Source organism: [Rhizobium] kunmingense (assembly GCF_977018605.1).
This window is the reverse complement of the sequence record NZ_CDRNXG010000001.1, coordinates 1,439,550-1,458,527: the sequence shown is the minus strand read 5'-3', so window position 1 is coordinate 1,458,527 and position 18,978 is coordinate 1,439,550. Positions and strand designations below refer to the sequence as shown.

19 protein-coding genes are annotated in these 18,978 nt (G+C 61.0%); 9 read left to right on the top strand and 10 right to left on the bottom strand.

Features of this window, described 5'->3' with window-relative positions:
- Nucleotides 1–162: 162 nt before the first annotated feature.
- The 6 genes from ffh (at nt 163) to rplS (ending at nt 4,673) form a co-directional block, all read left to right on the top strand.
- The gene (ffh, locus tag AC0JZ4_RS07040; protein WP_471885683.1) at nt 163–1,743 is read left to right on the top strand and encodes a signal recognition particle protein; all 1,581 of its coding nucleotides are present in this window, start codon (nt 163–165) and stop codon (nt 1,741–1,743) included.
- Nucleotides 1,744–1,756: 13 nt separating this feature from the next.
- Nucleotides 1,757–2,071 (top strand): chorismate mutase, encoded by a 315-nt coding sequence (locus AC0JZ4_RS07035; RefSeq protein WP_471885682.1) that lies wholly within the window; start codon nt 1,757–1,759, stop codon nt 2,069–2,071.
- 59 nt (nt 2,072–2,130) lie between these two features.
- A complete protein-coding gene (gene rpsP / locus AC0JZ4_RS07030) occupies nt 2,131–2,511 on the top strand; it encodes a 30S ribosomal protein S16 (protein ID WP_471885681.1) in 381 nt (126 codons plus the stop codon).
- Between the two features lie 118 nt (nt 2,512–2,629).
- Complete coding sequence (gene rimM, locus AC0JZ4_RS07025; protein ID WP_471885680.1) at nt 2,630–3,226, top strand: ribosome maturation factor RimM; 597 nt, start codon at nt 2,630–2,632, stop codon at nt 3,224–3,226.
- Complete coding sequence (gene trmD / locus AC0JZ4_RS07020; protein ID WP_471885679.1) at nt 3,227–3,910, top strand: tRNA (guanosine(37)-N1)-methyltransferase TrmD; 684 nt, start codon at nt 3,227–3,229, stop codon at nt 3,908–3,910.
- 226 nt (nt 3,911–4,136) lie between these two features.
- Nucleotides 4,137–4,673 carry a 50S ribosomal protein L19 gene (gene rplS / locus AC0JZ4_RS07015; protein WP_471885678.1) on the top strand — a complete coding sequence of 179 codons (537 nt, stop codon included), beginning with the start codon at nt 4,137–4,139 and terminating at the stop codon, nt 4,671–4,673.
- 73 nt (nt 4,674–4,746) lie between these two features.
- Here rplS and AC0JZ4_RS07010 read toward each other — a convergent pair whose 3' ends face one another.
- Together AC0JZ4_RS07010 and AC0JZ4_RS07005 are read right to left on the bottom strand one after the other, a co-directional pair.
- The gene (locus tag AC0JZ4_RS07010; protein ID WP_471885677.1) at nt 4,747–6,057 is read right to left on the bottom strand and encodes an MFS transporter; all 1,311 of its coding nucleotides are present in this window, start codon (nt 6,055–6,057) and stop codon (nt 4,747–4,749) included.
- A 127-nt stretch (nt 6,058–6,184) separates the two neighbouring features.
- Complete coding sequence (locus AC0JZ4_RS07005) at nt 6,185–7,216, bottom strand: sensor domain-containing diguanylate cyclase (protein WP_471885676.1); 1,032 nt, start codon at nt 7,214–7,216, stop codon at nt 6,185–6,187.
- Between the two features lie 344 nt (nt 7,217–7,560).
- Here AC0JZ4_RS07005 and leuC point away from each other — a divergent pair, with 344 nt between their 5' ends.
- A complete protein-coding gene (gene leuC / locus AC0JZ4_RS07000) occupies nt 7,561–8,970 on the top strand; it encodes a 3-isopropylmalate dehydratase large subunit (RefSeq protein ID WP_471885675.1) in 1,410 nt (469 codons plus the stop codon).
- Between the two features lie 113 nt (nt 8,971–9,083).
- Here leuC and AC0JZ4_RS06995 read toward each other — a convergent pair whose 3' ends face one another.
- The gene (locus tag AC0JZ4_RS06995) at nt 9,084–9,326 is read right to left on the bottom strand and encodes a hypothetical protein (protein WP_471885674.1); all 243 of its coding nucleotides are present in this window, start codon (nt 9,324–9,326) and stop codon (nt 9,084–9,086) included.
- A gap of 74 nt (nt 9,327–9,400) precedes the next feature.
- The gene (locus tag AC0JZ4_RS06990) at nt 9,401–9,952 is read right to left on the bottom strand and encodes a L,D-transpeptidase family protein (RefSeq protein WP_471885673.1); all 552 of its coding nucleotides are present in this window, start codon (nt 9,950–9,952) and stop codon (nt 9,401–9,403) included.
- A 146-nt stretch (nt 9,953–10,098) separates the two neighbouring features.
- Here AC0JZ4_RS06990 and AC0JZ4_RS06985 point away from each other — a divergent pair, with 146 nt between their 5' ends.
- Together AC0JZ4_RS06985 and AC0JZ4_RS06980 are read left to right on the top strand one after the other, a co-directional pair.
- Nucleotides 10,099–10,779, top strand: a complete 681-nt coding sequence (locus AC0JZ4_RS06985) for a response regulator transcription factor (RefSeq protein ID WP_471887826.1) — start codon at nt 10,099–10,101, stop codon at nt 10,777–10,779.
- Nucleotides 10,780–10,786: 7 nt separating this feature from the next.
- Nucleotides 10,787–11,242, top strand: a complete 456-nt coding sequence (locus AC0JZ4_RS06980) for a cyclic nucleotide-binding domain-containing protein (protein ID WP_471885672.1) — start codon at nt 10,787–10,789, stop codon at nt 11,240–11,242.
- A gap of 252 nt (nt 11,243–11,494) precedes the next feature.
- Here the strand turns inward: AC0JZ4_RS06980 and AC0JZ4_RS06975 are convergent, their stop codons facing one another.
- The 6 genes from AC0JZ4_RS06975 to tesB form a co-directional block, all read right to left on the bottom strand.
- On the bottom strand, nt 11,495–12,295 hold the full coding sequence (locus AC0JZ4_RS06975) for an exodeoxyribonuclease III (protein WP_471885671.1): 801 nt from the start codon (nt 12,293–12,295) through the stop codon (nt 11,495–11,497).
- Nucleotides 12,296–12,413: 118 nt separating this feature from the next.
- Nucleotides 12,414–13,061: an outer membrane lipoprotein carrier protein LolA gene (locus tag AC0JZ4_RS06970; RefSeq protein WP_471885670.1), complete on the bottom strand. Its 648-nt coding sequence runs from the start codon at nt 13,059–13,061 to the stop codon at nt 12,414–12,416.
- Between the two features lie 103 nt (nt 13,062–13,164).
- Nucleotides 13,165–15,858: a DNA translocase FtsK gene (locus AC0JZ4_RS06965; protein WP_471885669.1), complete on the bottom strand. Its 2,694-nt coding sequence runs from the start codon at nt 15,856–15,858 to the stop codon at nt 13,165–13,167.
- 204 nt (nt 15,859–16,062) lie between these two features.
- On the bottom strand, nt 16,063–17,421 hold the full coding sequence (locus AC0JZ4_RS06960; protein ID WP_471885668.1) for an ammonium transporter: 1,359 nt from the start codon (nt 17,419–17,421) through the stop codon (nt 16,063–16,065).
- Between the two features lie 27 nt (nt 17,422–17,448).
- Nucleotides 17,449–17,799 (bottom strand): P-II family nitrogen regulator, encoded by a 351-nt coding sequence (locus AC0JZ4_RS06955; RefSeq protein ID WP_471887825.1) that lies wholly within the window; start codon nt 17,797–17,799, stop codon nt 17,449–17,451.
- A gap of 206 nt (nt 17,800–18,005) precedes the next feature.
- Nucleotides 18,006–18,908, bottom strand: a complete 903-nt coding sequence (gene tesB / locus AC0JZ4_RS06950; protein ID WP_471885667.1) for an acyl-CoA thioesterase II — start codon at nt 18,906–18,908, stop codon at nt 18,006–18,008.
- Nucleotides 18,909–18,978 lie beyond the last annotated feature (70 nt).

Here is an 18,978-nt window from a genome sequence, read left to right as displayed (position 1 = left end):
GGGACCCTTAGAGGTATAAATCGATCCCGGAGGTCAACATCCGACAGCGCGTTGCGCCCTCGGGTGCTTTTTGGCTTTGCCTGCATTCGGGCACCTTGTTTTTGCCGGCATAAGACCCGACGTTTCCGGATACGGATTCGGAAACGCGAGAAGGAAGTGGCGATGTTTGAGAACCTGCAGGACCGTCTTGGCTCCATTCTGAATGGACTGACCGGCCGTGGCGCATTGAGCGAAGCGGATGTTTCCGCCGCTCTGCGCGAGGTTCGCCGTGCGCTTCTGGAAGCCGACGTCGCGCTTGAAGTGGTCCGCGCCTTCACCGACAAGGTGCGCGAAAAAGCCGTCGGCGCAGAAGTGCTGAAATCCATCAAGCCCGGTCAGATGGTCGTCAAGATCGTCCACGACGAGCTGGTCGAGATGCTCGGCTCCGAAGGCGTCGGCATCGACCTGAATGCGGCAGCACCAGTCGTCATCATGATGGTCGGTCTGCAGGGCTCGGGCAAGACGACCACGACCGGCAAGATCGCCAAGCGCCTGACCGACCGCGATCGCAAGAAGGTATTGATGGCGTCGCTCGATACGCGTCGCCCCGCCGCCCAGGAACAGTTGCGCCAGCTCGGCGTCCAGACCGGCGTCGACACGCTGCCGGTCATCGCCGGCCAGTCGCCGACCGATATCGCCGCCCGCGCCGTCCAGGCAGCCAAGCTCGGCGGCCATGACGTCGTCATCCTCGACACCGCCGGCCGCACGCATATCGACGAACCGCTGATGCAGGAAATGGCGGAGATCAAGCGGAAATCGACGCCGCATGAAATCCTGCTCGTTGCCGACAGCCTGACAGGTCAGGACGCCGTCAATCTCGCTCGCAATTTCGACGAGCGCGTCGGCATTACCGGCCTCGTGCTGACCCGCATGGACGGCGACGGCCGTGGCGGCGCAGCCCTTTCGATGCGCGCAGTCACCGGCAAGCCTATCAAGCTGATCGGCGTTGGTGAGAAGATGACGGAGATGGAGGAATTCCATCCCCGCCGTATCGCCGACCGTATTCTCGGCATGGGCGACATCGTTTCGCTGGTCGAAAAGGCTGCGGAAAACATCGACGCCGAAAAGGCCGCGGCGATGGCCGCCAAGATGGCCAAGGGCAAATTCGACCTGAACGACCTGTCCGAACAGCTGAAGCAGATGAAATCGCTCGGCGGTATGGGCGGCATCATGGGCATGATGCCGGGCATGGCCGGCATGAAGGACAAGCTCGCCGCATCCGGCATGAGCGACAAGATGTTCGACCGCCAGCTCGCCATCATCTCCTCGATGACCAAGGCAGAGCGCGCCAACCCGGACATTCTCAAGCATTCCCGCAAGAAGCGCATCGCGGCCGGCTCCGGCACGGATGCTGCGGAAATCAACAAGCTTCTGAAAATGCACCGCCAGATGGCCGACATGATGAAAATGATGGGCGGCAAGGGCAAGGGCGGCATGATGAAGCAGATGATGGGTGGCCTTGCCTCCAAGATGGGCATGGGCGGCCTCGGCGGTGGAATGAGCGGCATGCCCGATCTGTCCAAGCTCGATCCCAAGCAGCTCGAAGCCCTGCAGAAACAGGCGGAGGCCGCCGGTCTCAAGCCTGGCGGCATGCCGGGCCTCGGTGGCGGACTCGGAGGCGGCATGGGCGGCCTTCCGGGTCTTGGTGGCGCGAAGCTCCCCGGCCTCGGCGGTTTCCCCGGCCTGCCGGGCAAGAAGAAGTAAGGAGAGGACAACCATGGTTGATCAGAACATCAAGGCAAGGCTCCTCGGCTACCGTCAATCGATCGACAATATCGATGCGGCGCTGGTGCACATGCTCGCCGAGCGTTTTCGCTGCACCAAGGAAGTGGGCGTCCTGAAAGCCCAGTACGAATTGCCGCCGGCGGACCCGGCGCGCGAGGAATACCAGATCGAACGCCTTCGCCAGCTGGCGAAGGATGCCAATCTGGATCCGGATTTCGCCGAGAAGTTCCTGAACTTCGTCATCAAGGAAGTCATCCGGCATCATGAAGCCATCGCCGCCGAACATGGCGGCAAGGAAACAGCATAACAGACCAAAAGACACGGCCCGCCGGAGTGCGGCTCGCACCAACCTAAGGAGTAATACCCATGTCCCTGAAAATTCGTCTCGCTCGCGGCGGTTCCAAGAAGCGTCCTTACTACCACGTCGTCGTTGCCGACGCCCGTTCGCCGCGTGACGGCCGCTTCATCGAGAAGCTCGGCTCGTGGAACCCGATGCTCGGCAAGGAAGACGCAAACCGCGTTACCCTGAACGAAGACCGCATCAAGCATTGGGTTGAGAACGGCGCACAGCCGACCGACCGCGTTCTGCGCTTCCTCGCCGAAGCAGGCATCGCAACCCGCGACGCCAAGAACAACCCGGAAAAGGCAAAGCCGGGCAAGAAGGCTACCGAGCGCGCTGCTGAAAAGGCTCAGAAGATCGAAGACGCCAAGGCAGCTGCAGCCGAAGCCGCCGCTTCCGCAGAATAAGGCTTGCATGGGTTTCGGCCCATCGAACGGGCGGTGCGGTCACGCGCCGCCCGTTTTGCTGTTTGCATTTATGTCCCTTGCGCTTAAATGAGCGCGAGACCAACGGAACGCCGCCCGCATGAAGAAGCTTGAAAACCCTATCCTGATGGCAACCATCGGCGCCGCCCAAGGCCTTCGGGGCGAGGTGCGGGTCAAATCCTTCACCGCAGACCCGGAAGCGCTCGGCGAATACGGCAACCTTTACGCCGCGGACGGCCGGGTCTTCGAGATCCTGGAAATCCGCGAGGCAAAGACCGTCGTCATCGTCCGCTTTCGCGGCATCAACGACCGCAATGCCGCCGAGGCTCTGAACGGGCTGGAACTGTTCATGGAGCGCGACAACCTGCCGGATGACGAGCTGGATGATGACGAGTTCTACTATGCCGATCTCGAGGGCCTCGAAGCCGTTGATGCCACCGGCAAGAGCTATGGCACGGTCAGCGCCGTCTTCGATTTCGGTGCCGGCGACCTTCTGGAGCTGAAAGGCCCCGGCCGTCGCCCTGCGCTTATCCCGTTCTCCGAAGCGGCCGTGCTGGAAATCGACCTCGATGCCGGCAGGATCCTCATCGATCCCGACGCGGCGGGCCTGATCGAAGACCCGAACGACAAGGATCCGTCCGCGCCGGCCAGAGGCGCCAAGGGCCCCAAGCCTCCCAAGGCACCGAAGAGCGAATAAATGACCTTTCGCGCCACCATCCTGACGCTTTATCCGGAAATGTTTCCCGGCCATCTCGGCTTCTCGCTCTCCGGCAAGGCGATGGAACGCAGCGACTGGTCGCTGGATACCGTACAGATCCGTGACTTTGCCGAGGACCGGCACCGCACGGTCGACGACACCCCCGCCGGCGGCGGCGCCGGCATGGTGTTGAAGCCCGATATCCTGGCAAAGGCGATCGATTCCGTTGCGGCCGATACACGCCCTCGCCTGCTGATGAGCCCGCGCGGAAAGCCGCTCTCCCAGAAGCGCGTGCGTGAACTTGCCGATGGCGAAGGCGTGGTCATCGTCTGCGGCCGCTTCGAAGGCGTCGACCAGCGCGTTATCGATGGCCGGCAGCTGGAGGAAGTCTCGATCGGCGACTACATCCTATCCGGCGGCGAGCCTGCCGCGCTTACCGTTCTCGACAGTATCATTCGTCTTCTGCCAGGCGTCATGGGCAATTCCCATTCCGGCACCAATGAGAGCTTCGAACACGGCCTGCTGGAACATCCGCACTACACTCGCCCTCAGGTTTTCGAGGGACGGGAAATCCCGCCCGTGCTGACCTCGGGCAACCATGCGGCAATCGAGAAATGGCGGCTGGAACAGGCGCTCCGGTTGACGCGCAAGCGCCGGCCGGACCTGCTGTCGCCCGACAGCTGAAAAATCCAGCGTTTCTGGGGCTGGCGCAGCATAAAAGCGCAATCTCCGGGGTGACAAGCGCGCTCCTTTAGTGTATTCGCCGCCCCGGAAATGGGAAAATTCCCGTCGACCAGCAACAAAGAATGGCGTAACCGCCTGCCGCAAGGCACGTCGCAAGGCCCTCGGATGAGGTGACCAAGGACGTTGGCGCTCTGGCTGTTTCAGAAGAACTGAAAAGGTTTGACCGATGAACATCATCCAGCAGCTGGAAGCCGAACAGGCAGCCAAGATCGAAGCCAAGCGCAAGCTTCCCGCGTTTGAAGCCGGCGACACCGTCCGCGTCAACGTCCGCGTGACAGAAGGCACCCGTACCCGTGTACAGGCTTACGAAGGCGTCTGCATTGCCCGTTCGGGCGGCGGCATCAACGAGAGCTTCACCGTACGCAAGATCTCCTACGGCGAAGGCGTCGAGCGCGTATTCCCGATCTACTCGCCGCTCGTCGAAGGCGTCGAAATCGTTCGCCGCGGTAAGGTCCGTCGCGCCAAGCTGTACTACCTGCGCGATCGTCGCGGCAAGTCGGCTCGTATCGTCGAGAACACCGGCACCCGCGCCCGCAAGCTGAACGACGCCGAGCGCGCCGCAGTTGCCGAGGAAAAGGCACGCATCGAAGCTGAAAAGGTTGCAGCAGCCCAGGCACTGGCCGCCGAAAAGGCAGCACAGGAAGCCGCTGAAGCCAAGGCCGCTGAAGAAGCTGCAAAGGCTGCGGAAGCGTCTGCAGAATAAGATTTGCCACTATAGCATGAGAAAAGGCGGGCTTCGGCCCGCCTTTTTTGTTTCGGGGGTTGATCCGATCGCCTCAATGAGGGCGCCCGGCACCCGCTGTCGGCGGCGCAGCATCGCCTGAAGACCGACCCAGCATCTGCCCGACGAGGATGACCAGCACACCCGCAGCGGCAAGGCACGCAGCGAGGAAGAACATCGGCGCGATGTTGCTGCCGGTCGCATCATTGATCCACGGCACGACGTTCTGGGCGACGAAACCGCCGAGATTGCCGACGGAATTGATCGCGGCGATACCCGCTGCCGCACCCGCGCCCTTGAGGAAACGTCCGGGCAGGCTCCAGAACACCGGTTGGCCGGCAAAGATGCCCGCGGCCGCGATGCACAGGAAGGCGAACTGCAGATAAGGCGATCCGACGAGCACTGACAGCGCCAGCGCTGCCGCACCCACGAAGGCCGGGCCAACGATATAGGGCGTCTTGTTCTCCGTCTTGTCGGCAGCCGCCGGAACGACCCAGAGCGCGACGGCAACGATCAGCCATGGAATGATGTTGATGAAGCCATTCACCGTATTCGACACGCCAAATCCCTTGACGATGGTCGGCAGCCAGTAGCTGAGACCATAGGCGGCAAGAGGGAAGCCGACATAGCAGAGCGCCATCAGGAGAACCCGCGGATTGATCAGCGCCTTGAAGCCATGATCCGCATCCTCGTCCATTCCGGCATTTTCGCGCGCCAGCCGCTCCTTCAGCCAGCGCTTCTCGTCGTCACTGAGAAATTTTGCCTTCTCCGGCGTATCGTCGAGATAGAAGAAGGTCACGACACCGGCGACAACGGCCGGAACACCGGTGGCGAGGAACACCCACTCCCAGCCGGCAAGACCTAGAAAGCCGTCGAGATCGAGCAGCATGCCCCCGAGTGGTGCGCCGACCGCGTTGGCAAGGGCGCTGAAGATCATGAACAGGCCGACCATCCGGCCGCGATAATCCTTCGGGAACCACAGTGTCAGCAGATAGAGAACGCCGGGGAAGAAGCCGGCCTCGCAGACACCGAGCAGAAAGCGCAGGATATAGAACATCGTCATGTTCTGGGTGAAGGCCAGAGCGATCGTCACAAGCCCCCAGGATACGAGAATGCGGGCGAACCATACCCTTGCCCCGAAACGGGTGAGGAACAGGTTGGCGGGCACTTCGAAGATGAAATAGCCGACGAAGAACAGCGACGCGCCAAGCCCGTAGGCATACTCGCTCATCCCGAGCGCATCGACCATCTGCAGCTTGGCGTAACTGACATTCTGCCGGTCGATATAGGCGATCAGGTAAAGGATGCCGAGAAACGGCATCAGCCGCCAGGTGATCTTCGATATGAGATTGTTTTCAGAAACCACAAAAATTCCTCCCGGAATGGCAGCCGCGGCTGAACCGTCAGGAGGAAACTAGGTGCGCTGCAGCATGCGACAAGAGGACGCAGGGCGCATTATGCGTCCGGCCCGGAAACCGGCGACCGCCTTTTCGTCAGCGCTGCGCCACGAAGAACCGGTCTCGCCCTGCGCCCTTGGCCTCGTAAAGCGCCTCGTCTACCGCCCTGAGCAGGCTCAGACGATCGGAACCGGCATCCGGGGCAAGCGCCACCCCGATACTCAGTTTCGCGTTGAGGATCTTGTCACCGACCATGAAGCTGCGGCGGAATTCTGCGAGCAGCCGCTCGCACAGGCCCGACAAGGCGCCGACATCGGGCGGATCCGGCACGAAAATGGCAAACTCGTCGCCTCCCATGCGCACCACGACATCCTGCGCCCGGACGCATTCGCTGATCCGCTTGGCGGCGATGGTCAAAACGTCATCGCCCGTATGGTGGCCGTAGCGATCGTTGATCGCCTTGAAACCATCCATGTCGAGATAGAGCACTCCGAACCCCTGCTGGGACGAGATAGCATTGGTCAGCATCACGTCGATCAACGACACCAGCGCCGACCGATTGTAGAAACCGGTCAACGGATCTGTCATTGCCGCGAGCCTGAGCTTCTCCTCGGCGAACTCCATCACGAACTTCGCCTTCTGCAACCGCAGAAGGCCGCTCGCGACATCGGCGAACTGTTTCAGATTGCGGATCTCGCCATCCGTAAAATCACGCGGCCTCGTATCGATCAGGCAGAACGAACCGACAGGCAGCTCGGGATCGATCGAAACGGGAGCACCGGCATAGCTGCGAAAATGCGGCTCGCCGGTCACATAGGCCATATCGCGCAGATCGGGATGACGGGTCAGATCGGGGATGACGACGACTTCGTTGGCGAAAACGACACGCGAACAGATCGAAACATCGCGCGAGCAGGCGTTGATCTGGATGGTGCCAACTTGGCAGGTCACACGTTGCCAGTCCTCGTCGACGATATTGACGGCGGCGACCGGGCTGCCGAACACGTCCTTGGCCAGCTGCACAAGCGATGTCAGCTCGGGCGTGGAATAACCGTCGGGTACGATCAGCGACCGAACGGACAACATACGTTCAGCTTCGTTCACTGGAAGCTGGGCTGGCAACGCCATGGCACCTCCTCGTCGCATCGTCAGCCTTGCCATAGGAAATAGCGATGCAAAAATAGAGCATTCTTGGTGCGCCGCTTTTGACATGAGCCATCTTTGCAGGCAATTGCCGCCCATTCAAAAAACTGCTAATAGAGCCGCATGGGATCGAAATTCGGATGCCTTGCGAACAAGTTCTTCGTGCTGCAGGACCACAAGCGTCTGCCGGCACGCTTTTTCGCGCGCGTATCCGGCGCGCTCAACAGCCGACTTAGCTGACGGCCGCCAGACGGCCCGTGCCGCGGCAACACGCACTTGCCGATATCCCGACCTATCTCTTAAAAACTGTTCTTCAACGGATGGCAGCCATGAGCGCACCCCGCACCCTGTACGATAAAATCTGGGACGAACACATCGTCTCCCAGGATGATAACGGCACCTGTCTTCTCTACATCGATCGTCACCTTGTTCATGAAGTGACGAGCCCGCAGGCATTCGAAGGCCTGCGTATGGCCGGCCGCAAGGTCCGCGCGCCTGAAAGGACGTTGGCGGTCGTCGACCACAACGTTCCCACCTCGTCCGACCGTCATCTCGGCATCAAGAACGAGGAGAGCCGCATCCAGGTCGAGGCACTGGCACAGAACGCGCTTGATTTCGGCGTCGAATATTACTCCGAAAAGGACGTTCGCCAGGGCATCGTTCACATTGTCGGCCCCGAGCAGGGCTTCACCCTCCCCGGCATGACGATCGTCTGCGGCGACAGCCACACGTCGACCCACGGCGCGTTCGGTTCGCTGGCGCACGGCATCGGCACGTCCGAGGTGGAGCACGTGCTCGCCACCCAGACGCTGGTGCAGAAGAAGGCGAAGAACATGCTGGTGCGCGTTGACGGCAAGTTGCCGGAAGGCGTCGGCGCCAAGGATGTCATCCTTGCTATCATCGGCGAGATCGGCACCGCCGGCGGCACCGGACACGTCATCGAATTCGCCGGCGAGGCAATCCGCTCGCTGTCGATGGAAGGCCGCATGACCGTGTGCAACATGACCATCGAGGGCGGCGCCCGCGCCGGTCTGATCGCGCCGGACGAGACGACCTTCGACTACATCAAGGACAAGCCGCGCGCACCGAAGGGCACCGCCTGGGATATGGCTGTCGACTACTGGAAGACGCTGCATTCGGATGAAGGCGCCCATTACGACAAGGTCGTGGTGCTAGATGCCGCCAACCTGCCGCCGATCGTCACCTGGGGCTCTTCCCCGGAAGACGTGACGACGATCGAAGGCATCGTGCCGAACCCCGACGAGATCCAGGACGAGAACAAGCGCACCTCAAAATGGCGCGCGCTGGATTACATGGGCCTGAAGCCGGGCACGAAGATGACGGACATCGCGATCGACCGCGTCTTCATCGGCTCCTGCACCAACGGCCGTATCGAGGATCTTCGCGCCGCGGCCAAGATGGTAGAGGGCAAGAAGGTCGCCTCCACCGTCAACGCCATGATCGTGCCGGGTTCCGGCATCGTCAAGGAAATGGCGGAAGCCGAAGGTCTCGACGTCATCTTCAAAGACGCCGGCTTCGAATGGCGCGAACCGGGCTGCTCCATGTGCCTCGCGATGAACGACGACCGCCTGAACCCTTACGAACGCTGCGCTTCGACCTCGAACCGGAATTTCGAGGGCCGGCAGGGCTACAAGAGCCGTACACACCTCGTCTCCCCTGCCATGGCGGCAGCCGCCGCGGTTGCAGGGCATTTCGTCGATATCCGCGGCTGGAAGTAGAGCGGTCCCTCCAACAACAAAATCCGGGGCTGGGTTTGAGCCGAGCCCCGGAAATCGCGGATGATAAGATGGCTGTGCAAAACGGTGCCCGACTTTAATGCCGGGCCAAGACCTCAGTCGTCATCGTCGTCATCATCATCGCCGAAACGGTAGTGTTGGCGATATCGCGGCCGGTCATCGTCATCATCGCCGTAGTACCGGTGGCTGAAGCGACGGCGATCATCATCATCGTCATCATCGTCGACGAGGATAACGTAGCCGGTGCCGACAAAACGGTCGGAAGCCTGAGCGGATGAAAATCCGAACCCCGTCGCAGCCAGAAGGCCTGCGAGGCCGGCTAGGGCAAAACGGTTCATTGTCTTCTCCTGTTCTGGTTCGAGTGACAGGAGAAGAACGGCCCCTCGCGTGACTTATTCCCTCAACCGGAAATTTATCCGATCACCTTCACGACGGTGCCTTTTCGAAGATGCGGCAGCAGGCGTTTCATGTCTCGCGGATGCACCGCCACGCATCCGGCCGTCGGCTGATATCCGGGCCGGATCAGATGAAAGAAGATCGCCGATCCGCCATAGCGCTTGCGCGACGTGATATTCCAGTCGAGCACCAGGCATACGTCATAGAGCCCGTCTGCCCGCATCATCTCCTCGTGGCTCTGCTTGAACGGCGCGCGCACGAGCCTGTTGTAGGCGGCATGCCTGGGTTCGTCGCACCAAAGCATGTCGCGGCCGATGCGCTTGATCGACAAAGGCGTCTGCGGCAGCCTGATCCGTTCGCCACGGCAAAATCCGGAAATCAGCTTCATCGCGGCAATCGGCGTGCCGCCGTCACCCTCCTGCTTGAAGGCGGTGACACCGGAGCGACCGATTGCCGCCCGGATAGTGACACCATCGAACGATAGGATCGCCCGACGCCGGTCGCCCGGCGCGGTCCTGACGGTCAAAACCGATTGTTTCTTAGACTTATGCACACGGAAAAGCGGCATTTTCTCACGAGCTTTTGCTTTGAATATGATTTTGTTTGAATTCATAGCATGTTGGGAATTACATCAAAGAGCCCTACATGACCTTTGAAATCCGCTCCATCGACGGCAGCGGAGGGATGACGGGCTACACGAAAGGCACGAACCGTATGGCAAGAACGATACTCCTGGTCGATGACGACAATGATCTGCGCGAGACGCTGGTCGAGCAATTGTCGTTATATGACGAGTTTTCGCTGTTGCAGGAAGATAATGCCGCCAAGGCCATGAACACGGCGAAGAACAGCCAGGTCGATCTGCTGATCATGGATGTCGGCCTGCCGGACATGGATGGGCGCGAGGCGGTCAAGCTTCTGCGCAAGAACGGCTTCAAGGCGCCGATCATCATGCTGACCGGCCACGACACCGACTCGGACACGATCCTCGGCCTCGAGGCTGGCGCCAATGACTACATCGTCAAGCCGTTCCGCTTCGCCGTCCTGCTCGCCCGCATCCGCGCCCAGCTGCGCCAGTTCGAGCAGAGCGAGGACGCGACGTTTACGGTCGGCCCCTATATCTTCAAGCCGAGCCAGAAGCTGCTGACCACCGATGACGGCAAGAAGATCCGCCTGACGGAAAAGGAAGCGGCGATCATCCGCTATCTCTACCGCGCCGGCCAGAAGGTAGTGACCCGCGACATCCTGCTCGAAGAGGTCTGGGGCTACAATTCCGGCGTTACCACGCACACGCTGGAAACCCACGTCTACCGCCTGCGCCAGAAGATCGAGCGCGATCCGTCCAATGCCGAAATTCTCGTCACCGAGAATGGCGGCTACAAGATCGTACCGTAAAGCCGCCATGGCACTGAATGACGACATAGCGCTTCTCGCGCGCGTTCCGCTGTTTCGCGAACTCGAAGCTGATCAGTTGCGACTGATCGCCTTCGGGGCCGAACGGCGTTCGCTTGCCGAAACGCAGGAGCTGTTTCGCGAGGGTTCGCCCGCAGAAGCGGCCTATATCGTCGCCAGGGGAGAAATCGGCCTCTATGCCCTCGACCGTTTCGGCGATATCCGCCACCACAAGACGGTCGGACCGGGGACGCTGTTGTCTGAACTGGCGCTGATTACCCGGGTGGAGCGCAAGTTCACCGCAGTCGCCGCATCCGACGCCGAAGTGATGCGCATCAACCGCCAGCTGTTTCAAAGGCTTCTGGAAGAATATCCGAAGGTCGGCCAGCTGATCCAGGAGCGCATCCGCGAGAATATCGCCGGATTGGCGAAAGCGGCTGCGGCGATGGAACACCGGTTCCGTTAGGGTTGTCCGGCGACACAATTCGCACAGCCGCAAGCCACGACATCCCCCCGCGATTTGCCCCTCAACCTACCCCATACCGCGCGGAGCCACGGATCTCCACACCGACCTTGACCACTCGCAAGCGAGGCGATGAAACGTGCCACACGCGACATTGGCGAAAAACGAAAACCTTGCGAATTGCGTCCTCTTCCCGCCTGCGACGAGAAGAGGGCGGCAGGCGGATGAAGGCAACCGCCTGTCTGCGCACATCAATCAGAACTTGAACACCGCCGTCACCGGCACATGGTCAGACGGCTGGTTCCAGCCGCGGGCTTCCTTGAGCACTTCGATCCGGTCGAGGAACGGACCAAGCTCCGGTGACGACCACATGTGGTCTAGGCGGCGGCCCTTGTTGGCGGCCTCCCAGTCCTTGGCCCGGTAGCTCCACCACGTATAGATCTTCTCCGGCTCCGGCGTGTGCTGGCGCATCAGGTCCAGCCAGCCGCCCTTGGCGATCACGTCCTTCAGCCCATCGGTCTCGATCGGAGTGTGGCTGACGATCTTCAGCAGTTGCTTGTGCGACCAGACATCATGCTCCAGCGGCGCGATATTGAGGTCGCCGACGAGGATCGACGCAACGCCCGGCATATCCGCCTTCAGCACCTTCATCTCCTCGACGAAATCCAGCTTGTGGCCGAATTTCGGATTGATCTCGCGGTCCGGTTCGTCGCCGCCCGCAGGCACGTAGAAATTATGCAGCCGGATGCGCCGCGCACCACGTTCGAAGATCGCCGAAATATGCCGGGCATCGCCCATGCCGCAGTAATTCTGGCGGTGATCTTCGAGAAGCGGGATCTTCGAGGCGATGGCGACGCCGTGATAGCCTTTCTGCCCATGCACGATGATGTGCTCGTAACCGAGATCCTTCAGCGGCTGGTAAGGGAATTCGGGCTCCTGACACTTGATTTCCTGCAGGCACAGGATGTCAGGCTGGTTACGCACGATGAACTGCTGCACGATCGGCATGCGTAGACGCACGGAGTTGATATTCCAGGTGGTGATGGAGAATGTCATGATGCGCCTTGAACCGATCCTTGAAGCTGGGCGAGGTTTAGAAGGTTTGCCACGCCCTGAGAAGCAAAAAGGGCCGCGTTTCCGCATCCCTCTGAAATCCGTTGCATCAAGCCGACACTCAGCCCCGCCCGCGAACCTCGGCGTAATCGATCGTAAACACACGCTCGTCGAAATTCACGCCGTTCTGGACGTTGTAGATCATCACAGACGTGTCCTTGCCCTGATTGTCGGTGATCGTCCACTGACGCAGGTCATAGGTCTTGCTGTCGAACATCATGGTAATGGTCGAATCACCGAAGATCGTCTTGTTGCCGAGCACGATCGTCGTCAGGTCGCTCTCTTCCTTGACGCCGCGAACCGCGTCGTTGGAGAGATCGATCCGATTGGCCAGAAGCAGCGTCAACGGCGTCTTGGACAGAGGGTACAGGTCCCAGGTCTTCAGCTTCATGTTGCCGATAACGACATTCTTGCCGTCGGCAATGACGCGGATCGGCGACGGGTCCTCGAAATTGAAACGCAGCTTGCCGGGGCGCTCGATATAGAACTTGCCGCCTGTCTGTTCGCCGCGCGGGCCGAACTGGACGAACTCGCCCATCATCGTCTTCACCGAGGAAAAATGGTCGGCAATCTTCTGCGCCGCAGCACCGCCCGCTCCCTGCGCCTGCGCGACAGCCGGCAGTGCGGCACCGGCGGCGAGGCCCAGCAGACCGATGGAAAACTGCCTGCGGTCGATCCGGATGGAAGGGGATGTCTTGTCTTTGCTCATTCTTGTCTCCATCCACATGCTCTGGGCGTCAAACACGGCGTCTTGATGACTGGCAAACGGCTTGGCAATCCCTCCGCCTGCCTGATCACGCAAGACTTACCGGTTACCGGTCGATAATGTCGCTTTCGGTCGGCACGAGGATCTCGCGCTTGCCGGCATGGTTTGCCGGACCGATCAACCCTTCCTTCTCCATCCGCTCGATCAGCGATGCGGCGCGGTTGTAGCCGATACCGAGACGCCGCTGGATGTAGGAGGTCGAGGCCTTGCCATCCCGCAACACGATCGCCACGGCCTGATCGTAGGGATCGTCCGAATCCGACAGATTGGACGTGCCCGCCGGGCCGCCGCCACCGCCGTCTTCATCTTCGTCGTCGGCGGTGATCGCTTCGAGATATTGGGGAGAACCCTGCGTTTTCAAGTAGGCGACGATGTCCTCGACCTCGTTATCCGCAACGAACGGCCCGTGGACGCGCTGGATGCGCCCGCCGCCCGCCATGTACAGCATGTCGCCCTGGCCGAGCAGCTGTTCGGCACCCTGTTCGCCCAGAATGGTCCGGCTGTCGATCTTCGACGTGACCTGGAAGGAAATACGCGTCGGGAAGTTCGCCTTGATCGTGCCGGTGATGACGTCGACCGATGGGCGCTGCGTCGCCATGATGACGTGGATGCCGGCGGCACGTGCCATCTGCGCCAGCCGCTGCACGGCGCCTTCGATATCCTTGCCGGCGACCATCATAAGGTCGGCCATTTCGTCGATGATGACGACGATATAGGGCATCGGCTCGAGATCGAACTCTTCCGTCTCGTACATCGCCTCGCCCGTCTGGCGATCGAAGCCGGTCTGCACGGTGCGGGTCAGGATCTCGCCCTTTTCCTTCGCCTGCTCGACGCGGGAATTGAAGCCGTCGATATTACGAACGCCGATCTTCGACATCTTCTTGTAGCGCTCTTCCATCTCGCGGACGGTCCATTTGAGCGCAACGACGGCCTTCTTCGGGTCGGTAACGACCGGCGAAAGCAGATGCGGGATGCCGTCGTAGACGGAAAGTTCGAGCATTTTCGGATCGATCATGATCAGGCGGCACTTCTCCGGCGTGTAGCGATAGAGAAGCGACAGGATCATCGTGTTGATCGCAACCGACTTACCAGAACCGGTAGTACCGGCGACGAGAAGATGCGGCATCTTGGAAAGGTCGGCCACGACCGGCTCGCCGCCGATCGTCTTGCCGAGCGCCATGGCAAGCTTCGCCTTGCTGGTCTCGAAGTCCTTCGAACCGATCATCTCGCGCAGATAGACGGTTTCGCGGGTACGGTTCGGCAATTCGATGCCGATCGCATTGCGGCCAGGAACGACGGCGACACGCGCGGCGATCGAGCTCATCGAGCGGGCAATATCGTCGGCAAGGCCGATGACGCGCGATGACTTGATGCCCGGAGCAGGCTCCAGTTCGTAAAGCGTGACGACCGGGCCAGGACGCACATGGATAATCTCGCCCTTGACGCCGAAATCCTCCAGTACGCCTTCAAGCATGCGGGCATTCTGCTCGAGCGCATCGGCGGAAAGCGAGGCATCGCGGGCAACTGCACGCGGCTCGGCCAGAAGATGTACGGAGGGAAGCTGGAACCCGTCCGGGCGAATGAACGACCCCTGGGCATCGCGCTGCACGCGCGCACTCGGCTTCGGCGCGGCGGCGGCAGGCTGAACGCGCGCCGAACGGCCGCTGCCACTCTGCGGAGCACGCGAAGCCACGAAAGGCGCATCGTCGTCCTCATCGTCGTCTGCCAGAATTCCGGCCGGGCGGCGCGGCATGTCATCCATGTCGAAGGGCGCATCGCCGTCATGGTCATGCGCCGATATCGGCGGCGCGGAGACGATGCGGCGCGGCGCGGCCACACGCTCGCCTGCACCATCCAGCGAAGGTTCCATCCGAGGCATGTCACCACGGCCGGCCTTTGCGCGCACCGGCTCGTTCAGCGTACCGAACTCGTCGTCATTGAAATCGTAAGGCTCGTCATAGGCGCGGCGCTGGCGTGGCTTGAGGCCCACCATGCGGCGCAGGCGCGCCTGGGTGATGTACCAGTAATGCGCGGCAAGCCCGAGCGGAAGGAAGCGCTCGAGCAGGCTGCCATTGTCATCCTCGTCCTCATCAGGCTCGTAGCGCGGACGCGAAACGACCGCCGCCACCGGCTTGTCGTCGTCTTCCTCCTGCTCGAATTCGATCGCATCGCCGACGATACCCGATGCAAACAGCATGAGATAGACGCACGGGATGGTGAACAGGCAACCCAACACCATGGCAATCATGCCGGTCGGGTAGGTGCCGACGAAGAGCGCCGGGAAGCGCAGGATCATGTCGCCGATGACGCCGCCGATACCATTCGGGATCGGCCAGGTTTGCGGCGCAGGAAAGCAGCCGAGCGTGGCGGAAGCCAGCAGCGTACCGCCGCCCCAGGCAGCCAGCCGTGCCGGAATGCGGTCGAAGCGTCGGCCTGAAATCAAGGCCAGTGCAAAGGCGAGAATAGGCAGTAGAGCAAGAATGCTTGCGAGCCCGAGAAACTGCATCATCAGGTCGGCGAAAGCCGCACCGGCAAAGCCGAGCATGTTGGCGGGCGGGTTGTCGGTGGCGTAGGAGAAGCTGGGATCGGCAACATTCCAGGTGGAAAGTGCCGCAACCGCAAGCGTAAGCCCGATGAAGATGGCAAAGCCTGTCAGCGCCATCAGCTGCCTGACCACGAAGAAGCTCAGCGCAGCGCGGGTGGACCGATCTGCCAATGCCCCCGAACTGCTTCTGCTCATAGTGTCTGCCCGTCATCTGGTGGATCGCAAAACCTGCGATGACGGGCCGAGCCGTCACGCAATTCCAGCAAATGCTAACTCGCGGATGGTTAACGCAGCTTTAACCAAAGCCGGGCGCGGCAGGTTCTACAAATGAAAATGGCCCGGAAAAGCTCCGGGCCATCATCATCGTCTGGAGAAGCCGGCCGAAACCGGCAATCCCTCTTAGTTGTGGTAAGCGGCTTCGCCGTGCGAAGCGAGGTCAAGACCTTCGCGCTCGGCTTCGACCGGAACGCGCAGACCGACGATGAGGTCGACGATCTTGTAGATGATGAACGAGCCGATACCGCACCACAGGATGGTGACGACGACGCCGTAGAGCTGGGTCATGAACTGACCACCCATGGTGACGCCTTCGGCATAACCGATACCACCGAGCGACGCGGAGGCGAAGATGCCGGTAGCGAGTGCACCGAAGAGACCGCCGATACCGTGAACGCCGAACACGTCTGCCGTGTCGTCATAGCCGAACTTGTTCTTGATGACGGCAACGAAGAAGTAGCAAAGCGGCGAAACGATCAGGCCCATGACGATCGCGCCCATCGGGCCGGCAATGCCGGCGGCAGGCGTGATGGCAACGAGACCGGCGATCATGCCCGAAACCGCACCGAGCAGCGAAGCCTTGCCGCGGGTGAAGGTTTCGACGATGCACCACGAAACGATGGCAGCGGCGGTCGCAACGAAGGTGTTGACGGTTGCGAGCATCGCGCCGCCGGAAGCTTCGAGGTTGGAACCGGCGTTGAAGCCGAACCAGCCGACCCACAGCATGGCGGCGCCGACGAGCGTCAGCGTCATCGAATGCGGAGCCATCATGTCCTTGCCGTAGCCGGTACGCTTGCCGACCATGATCGCACCGATGAGGCCTGCAAGACCGGCATTGATGTGAACGACGGTACCGCCGGCGAAGTCAAGCGCGCCCCAGCCGAAGATCAGGCCGTTTGCGTCCCAGACCATGTGGGCGATCGGGAAGTAGACGAAGGTGACCCACAGGATGCAGAACAGGATCGACGCCGAGAACTTGATGCGCTCGGCGAAGGCGCCGACGATCAGGGCAGGCGTGAGGGCTGCAAACGTCATCTGGAACATCACGAAGATGAATTCCGGAATGACGGCATCGGAGAAGGTCGCAGCGGTCGAGTCCATCGTGACGCCCGAAAGGAACATCTTGGCCGTGCCGCCCCAGTAGGGAGACGTGCTGCCACCGAAGGCGAAGGAATAGCCGTAGGTGACCCAGATGAGCATGATTGCGGCACCGGCAACGGTGCACTGCATCAGAACCGACAGCATGTTCTTGGCGCGGACGAGACCGCCGTAGAACAGCGCAATGCCCGGCATCAGCATGAACAGCACGAGAAGCGTGCAGATGAACATGAAGGCAGTATCGCCCTTGTCCGGAACCGGAGCGGCAGCAGCCGCTTCAGCCGCGGGTGCGGCAGCTTCCTGCGCGAAGGCGACGACGGGCGCGAAGAAGGCAGCCGCAGCGGCGCCCACGCGTCCGAGAGTAGAGGTCTTGGTGAATTGCATGGTTTGAAAACTCCCCTGTAGGCCGGCTTACAGCGCTTCGGTGTTGGTTTCGCCGGTACGGATGCGCACGGCCTGCTCGATCGAATAAACGAAGATCTTGCCATCCCCAATCTGGCCGGTCTTCGCGGACGAGGCGATTGCCTCGACGGCTTTGTCCACGAGATCGGCCGGAACGGCGATCTCGATCTTCAGCTTCGGCAGGAAGCTGACGGCATATTCGGTACCGCGGTAGATTTCGGTGTGTCCCTTCTGGCGTCCGTAACCTTTGACTTCGGTAACGGTCAGGCCCTGGATGCCGACAGCCGTAAGGGCTTCACGCACCTCATCCAACTTGAACGGCTTGATAATGGCCATCACGATTTTCATCTGGCTTCCCATCCTTTGTTCTTCGGCCAAAGGCCGACTCTCCTCATCACCGGCACGCGAGACGGCGACTGACGCTCTACATTCAAGGCGCGTGCCAGTTTGGATTTACGCATAATTACTTGCAAAATATACGACTTTTAATGGACCGTCATAAATGAGGCATTTCCACGTCACAAAACAGCCGAAATCCTGTGCATTTTTCATTTTCTGCACAATATCTAGTCATTTGCCCTTTTACGAATCAATCCCTCTTGCGCAACGGACGCCACGAGCGTTCCGGAGCGGGTATAGATACTGCCGCGCGTCATTCCGCGTGCTCCAGACGCACTCGGACTATCCTGACTGTAGAGAAGCCAGTCGTCGAATGTGGCCGGGCGATGAAACCACATGGCATGATCGAGGCTGGCCGCCTGGATCGCCGGGTCGAACAGTGACCGTCCGTGCGGATAAAGCGAGGCATCAAGCAGCGTCATGTCCGATAGATAGGCAAGTACCGCCGCCTGCATGTTCCGGTCCGGCGGCACCGCACCGACGGACCTGACCCACACATCCTGCCGCGGCTCGAGCTTTTCCGCTGTCAGATAATGCTTGAGCGAGGTCGGCCGAAGCTCGATCGGCCGTGGACGCTCCCAGTAGCGGCGAATGGCTTCCGGCGCCTTCTGCAGGAAGCGGGCGCGAAATTCCTCCTCGTCCATCAGCTCTTCCGGCTGTGGCACGTCTGGCAATGCCACCTGGTGGTCGAAGCCACCCTCATCCACCTGGAAGGACGTCATCATCGAGAAGATTTCCTTGCCATGCTGGATAGCCAGTATCCGTCGCGTGGCAAAACTGCCGCCATCGCGCAGGCGCTCCACCTGGTAGATGATCGGCACGGAGGGATCGCCCGGCCGCATGAAATAGGCGTGCAGCGAATGGACGAAACGCCCGGCATCGACAGTGCGCTGCGCCGCCACCAGCGCCTGGGCGATAACCTGTCCGCCGAAGACGCGCTGCCAGCCGATATCGGGACTGAGGCCGCGATAGAGATCGTGCTCCAACCGCTCCAGATCGAGCACTTCGAGCAGATGCTGCATTGGTGTAGCAGCGGAACCGGGTGCGGCGGTTTCGGTCGGGCGTGACATTTTATCGAACTCCGGCAATAGGAAGCGGCGGTTGGATGATCTATATCCGCCCTATCGGCAATCACAAGAC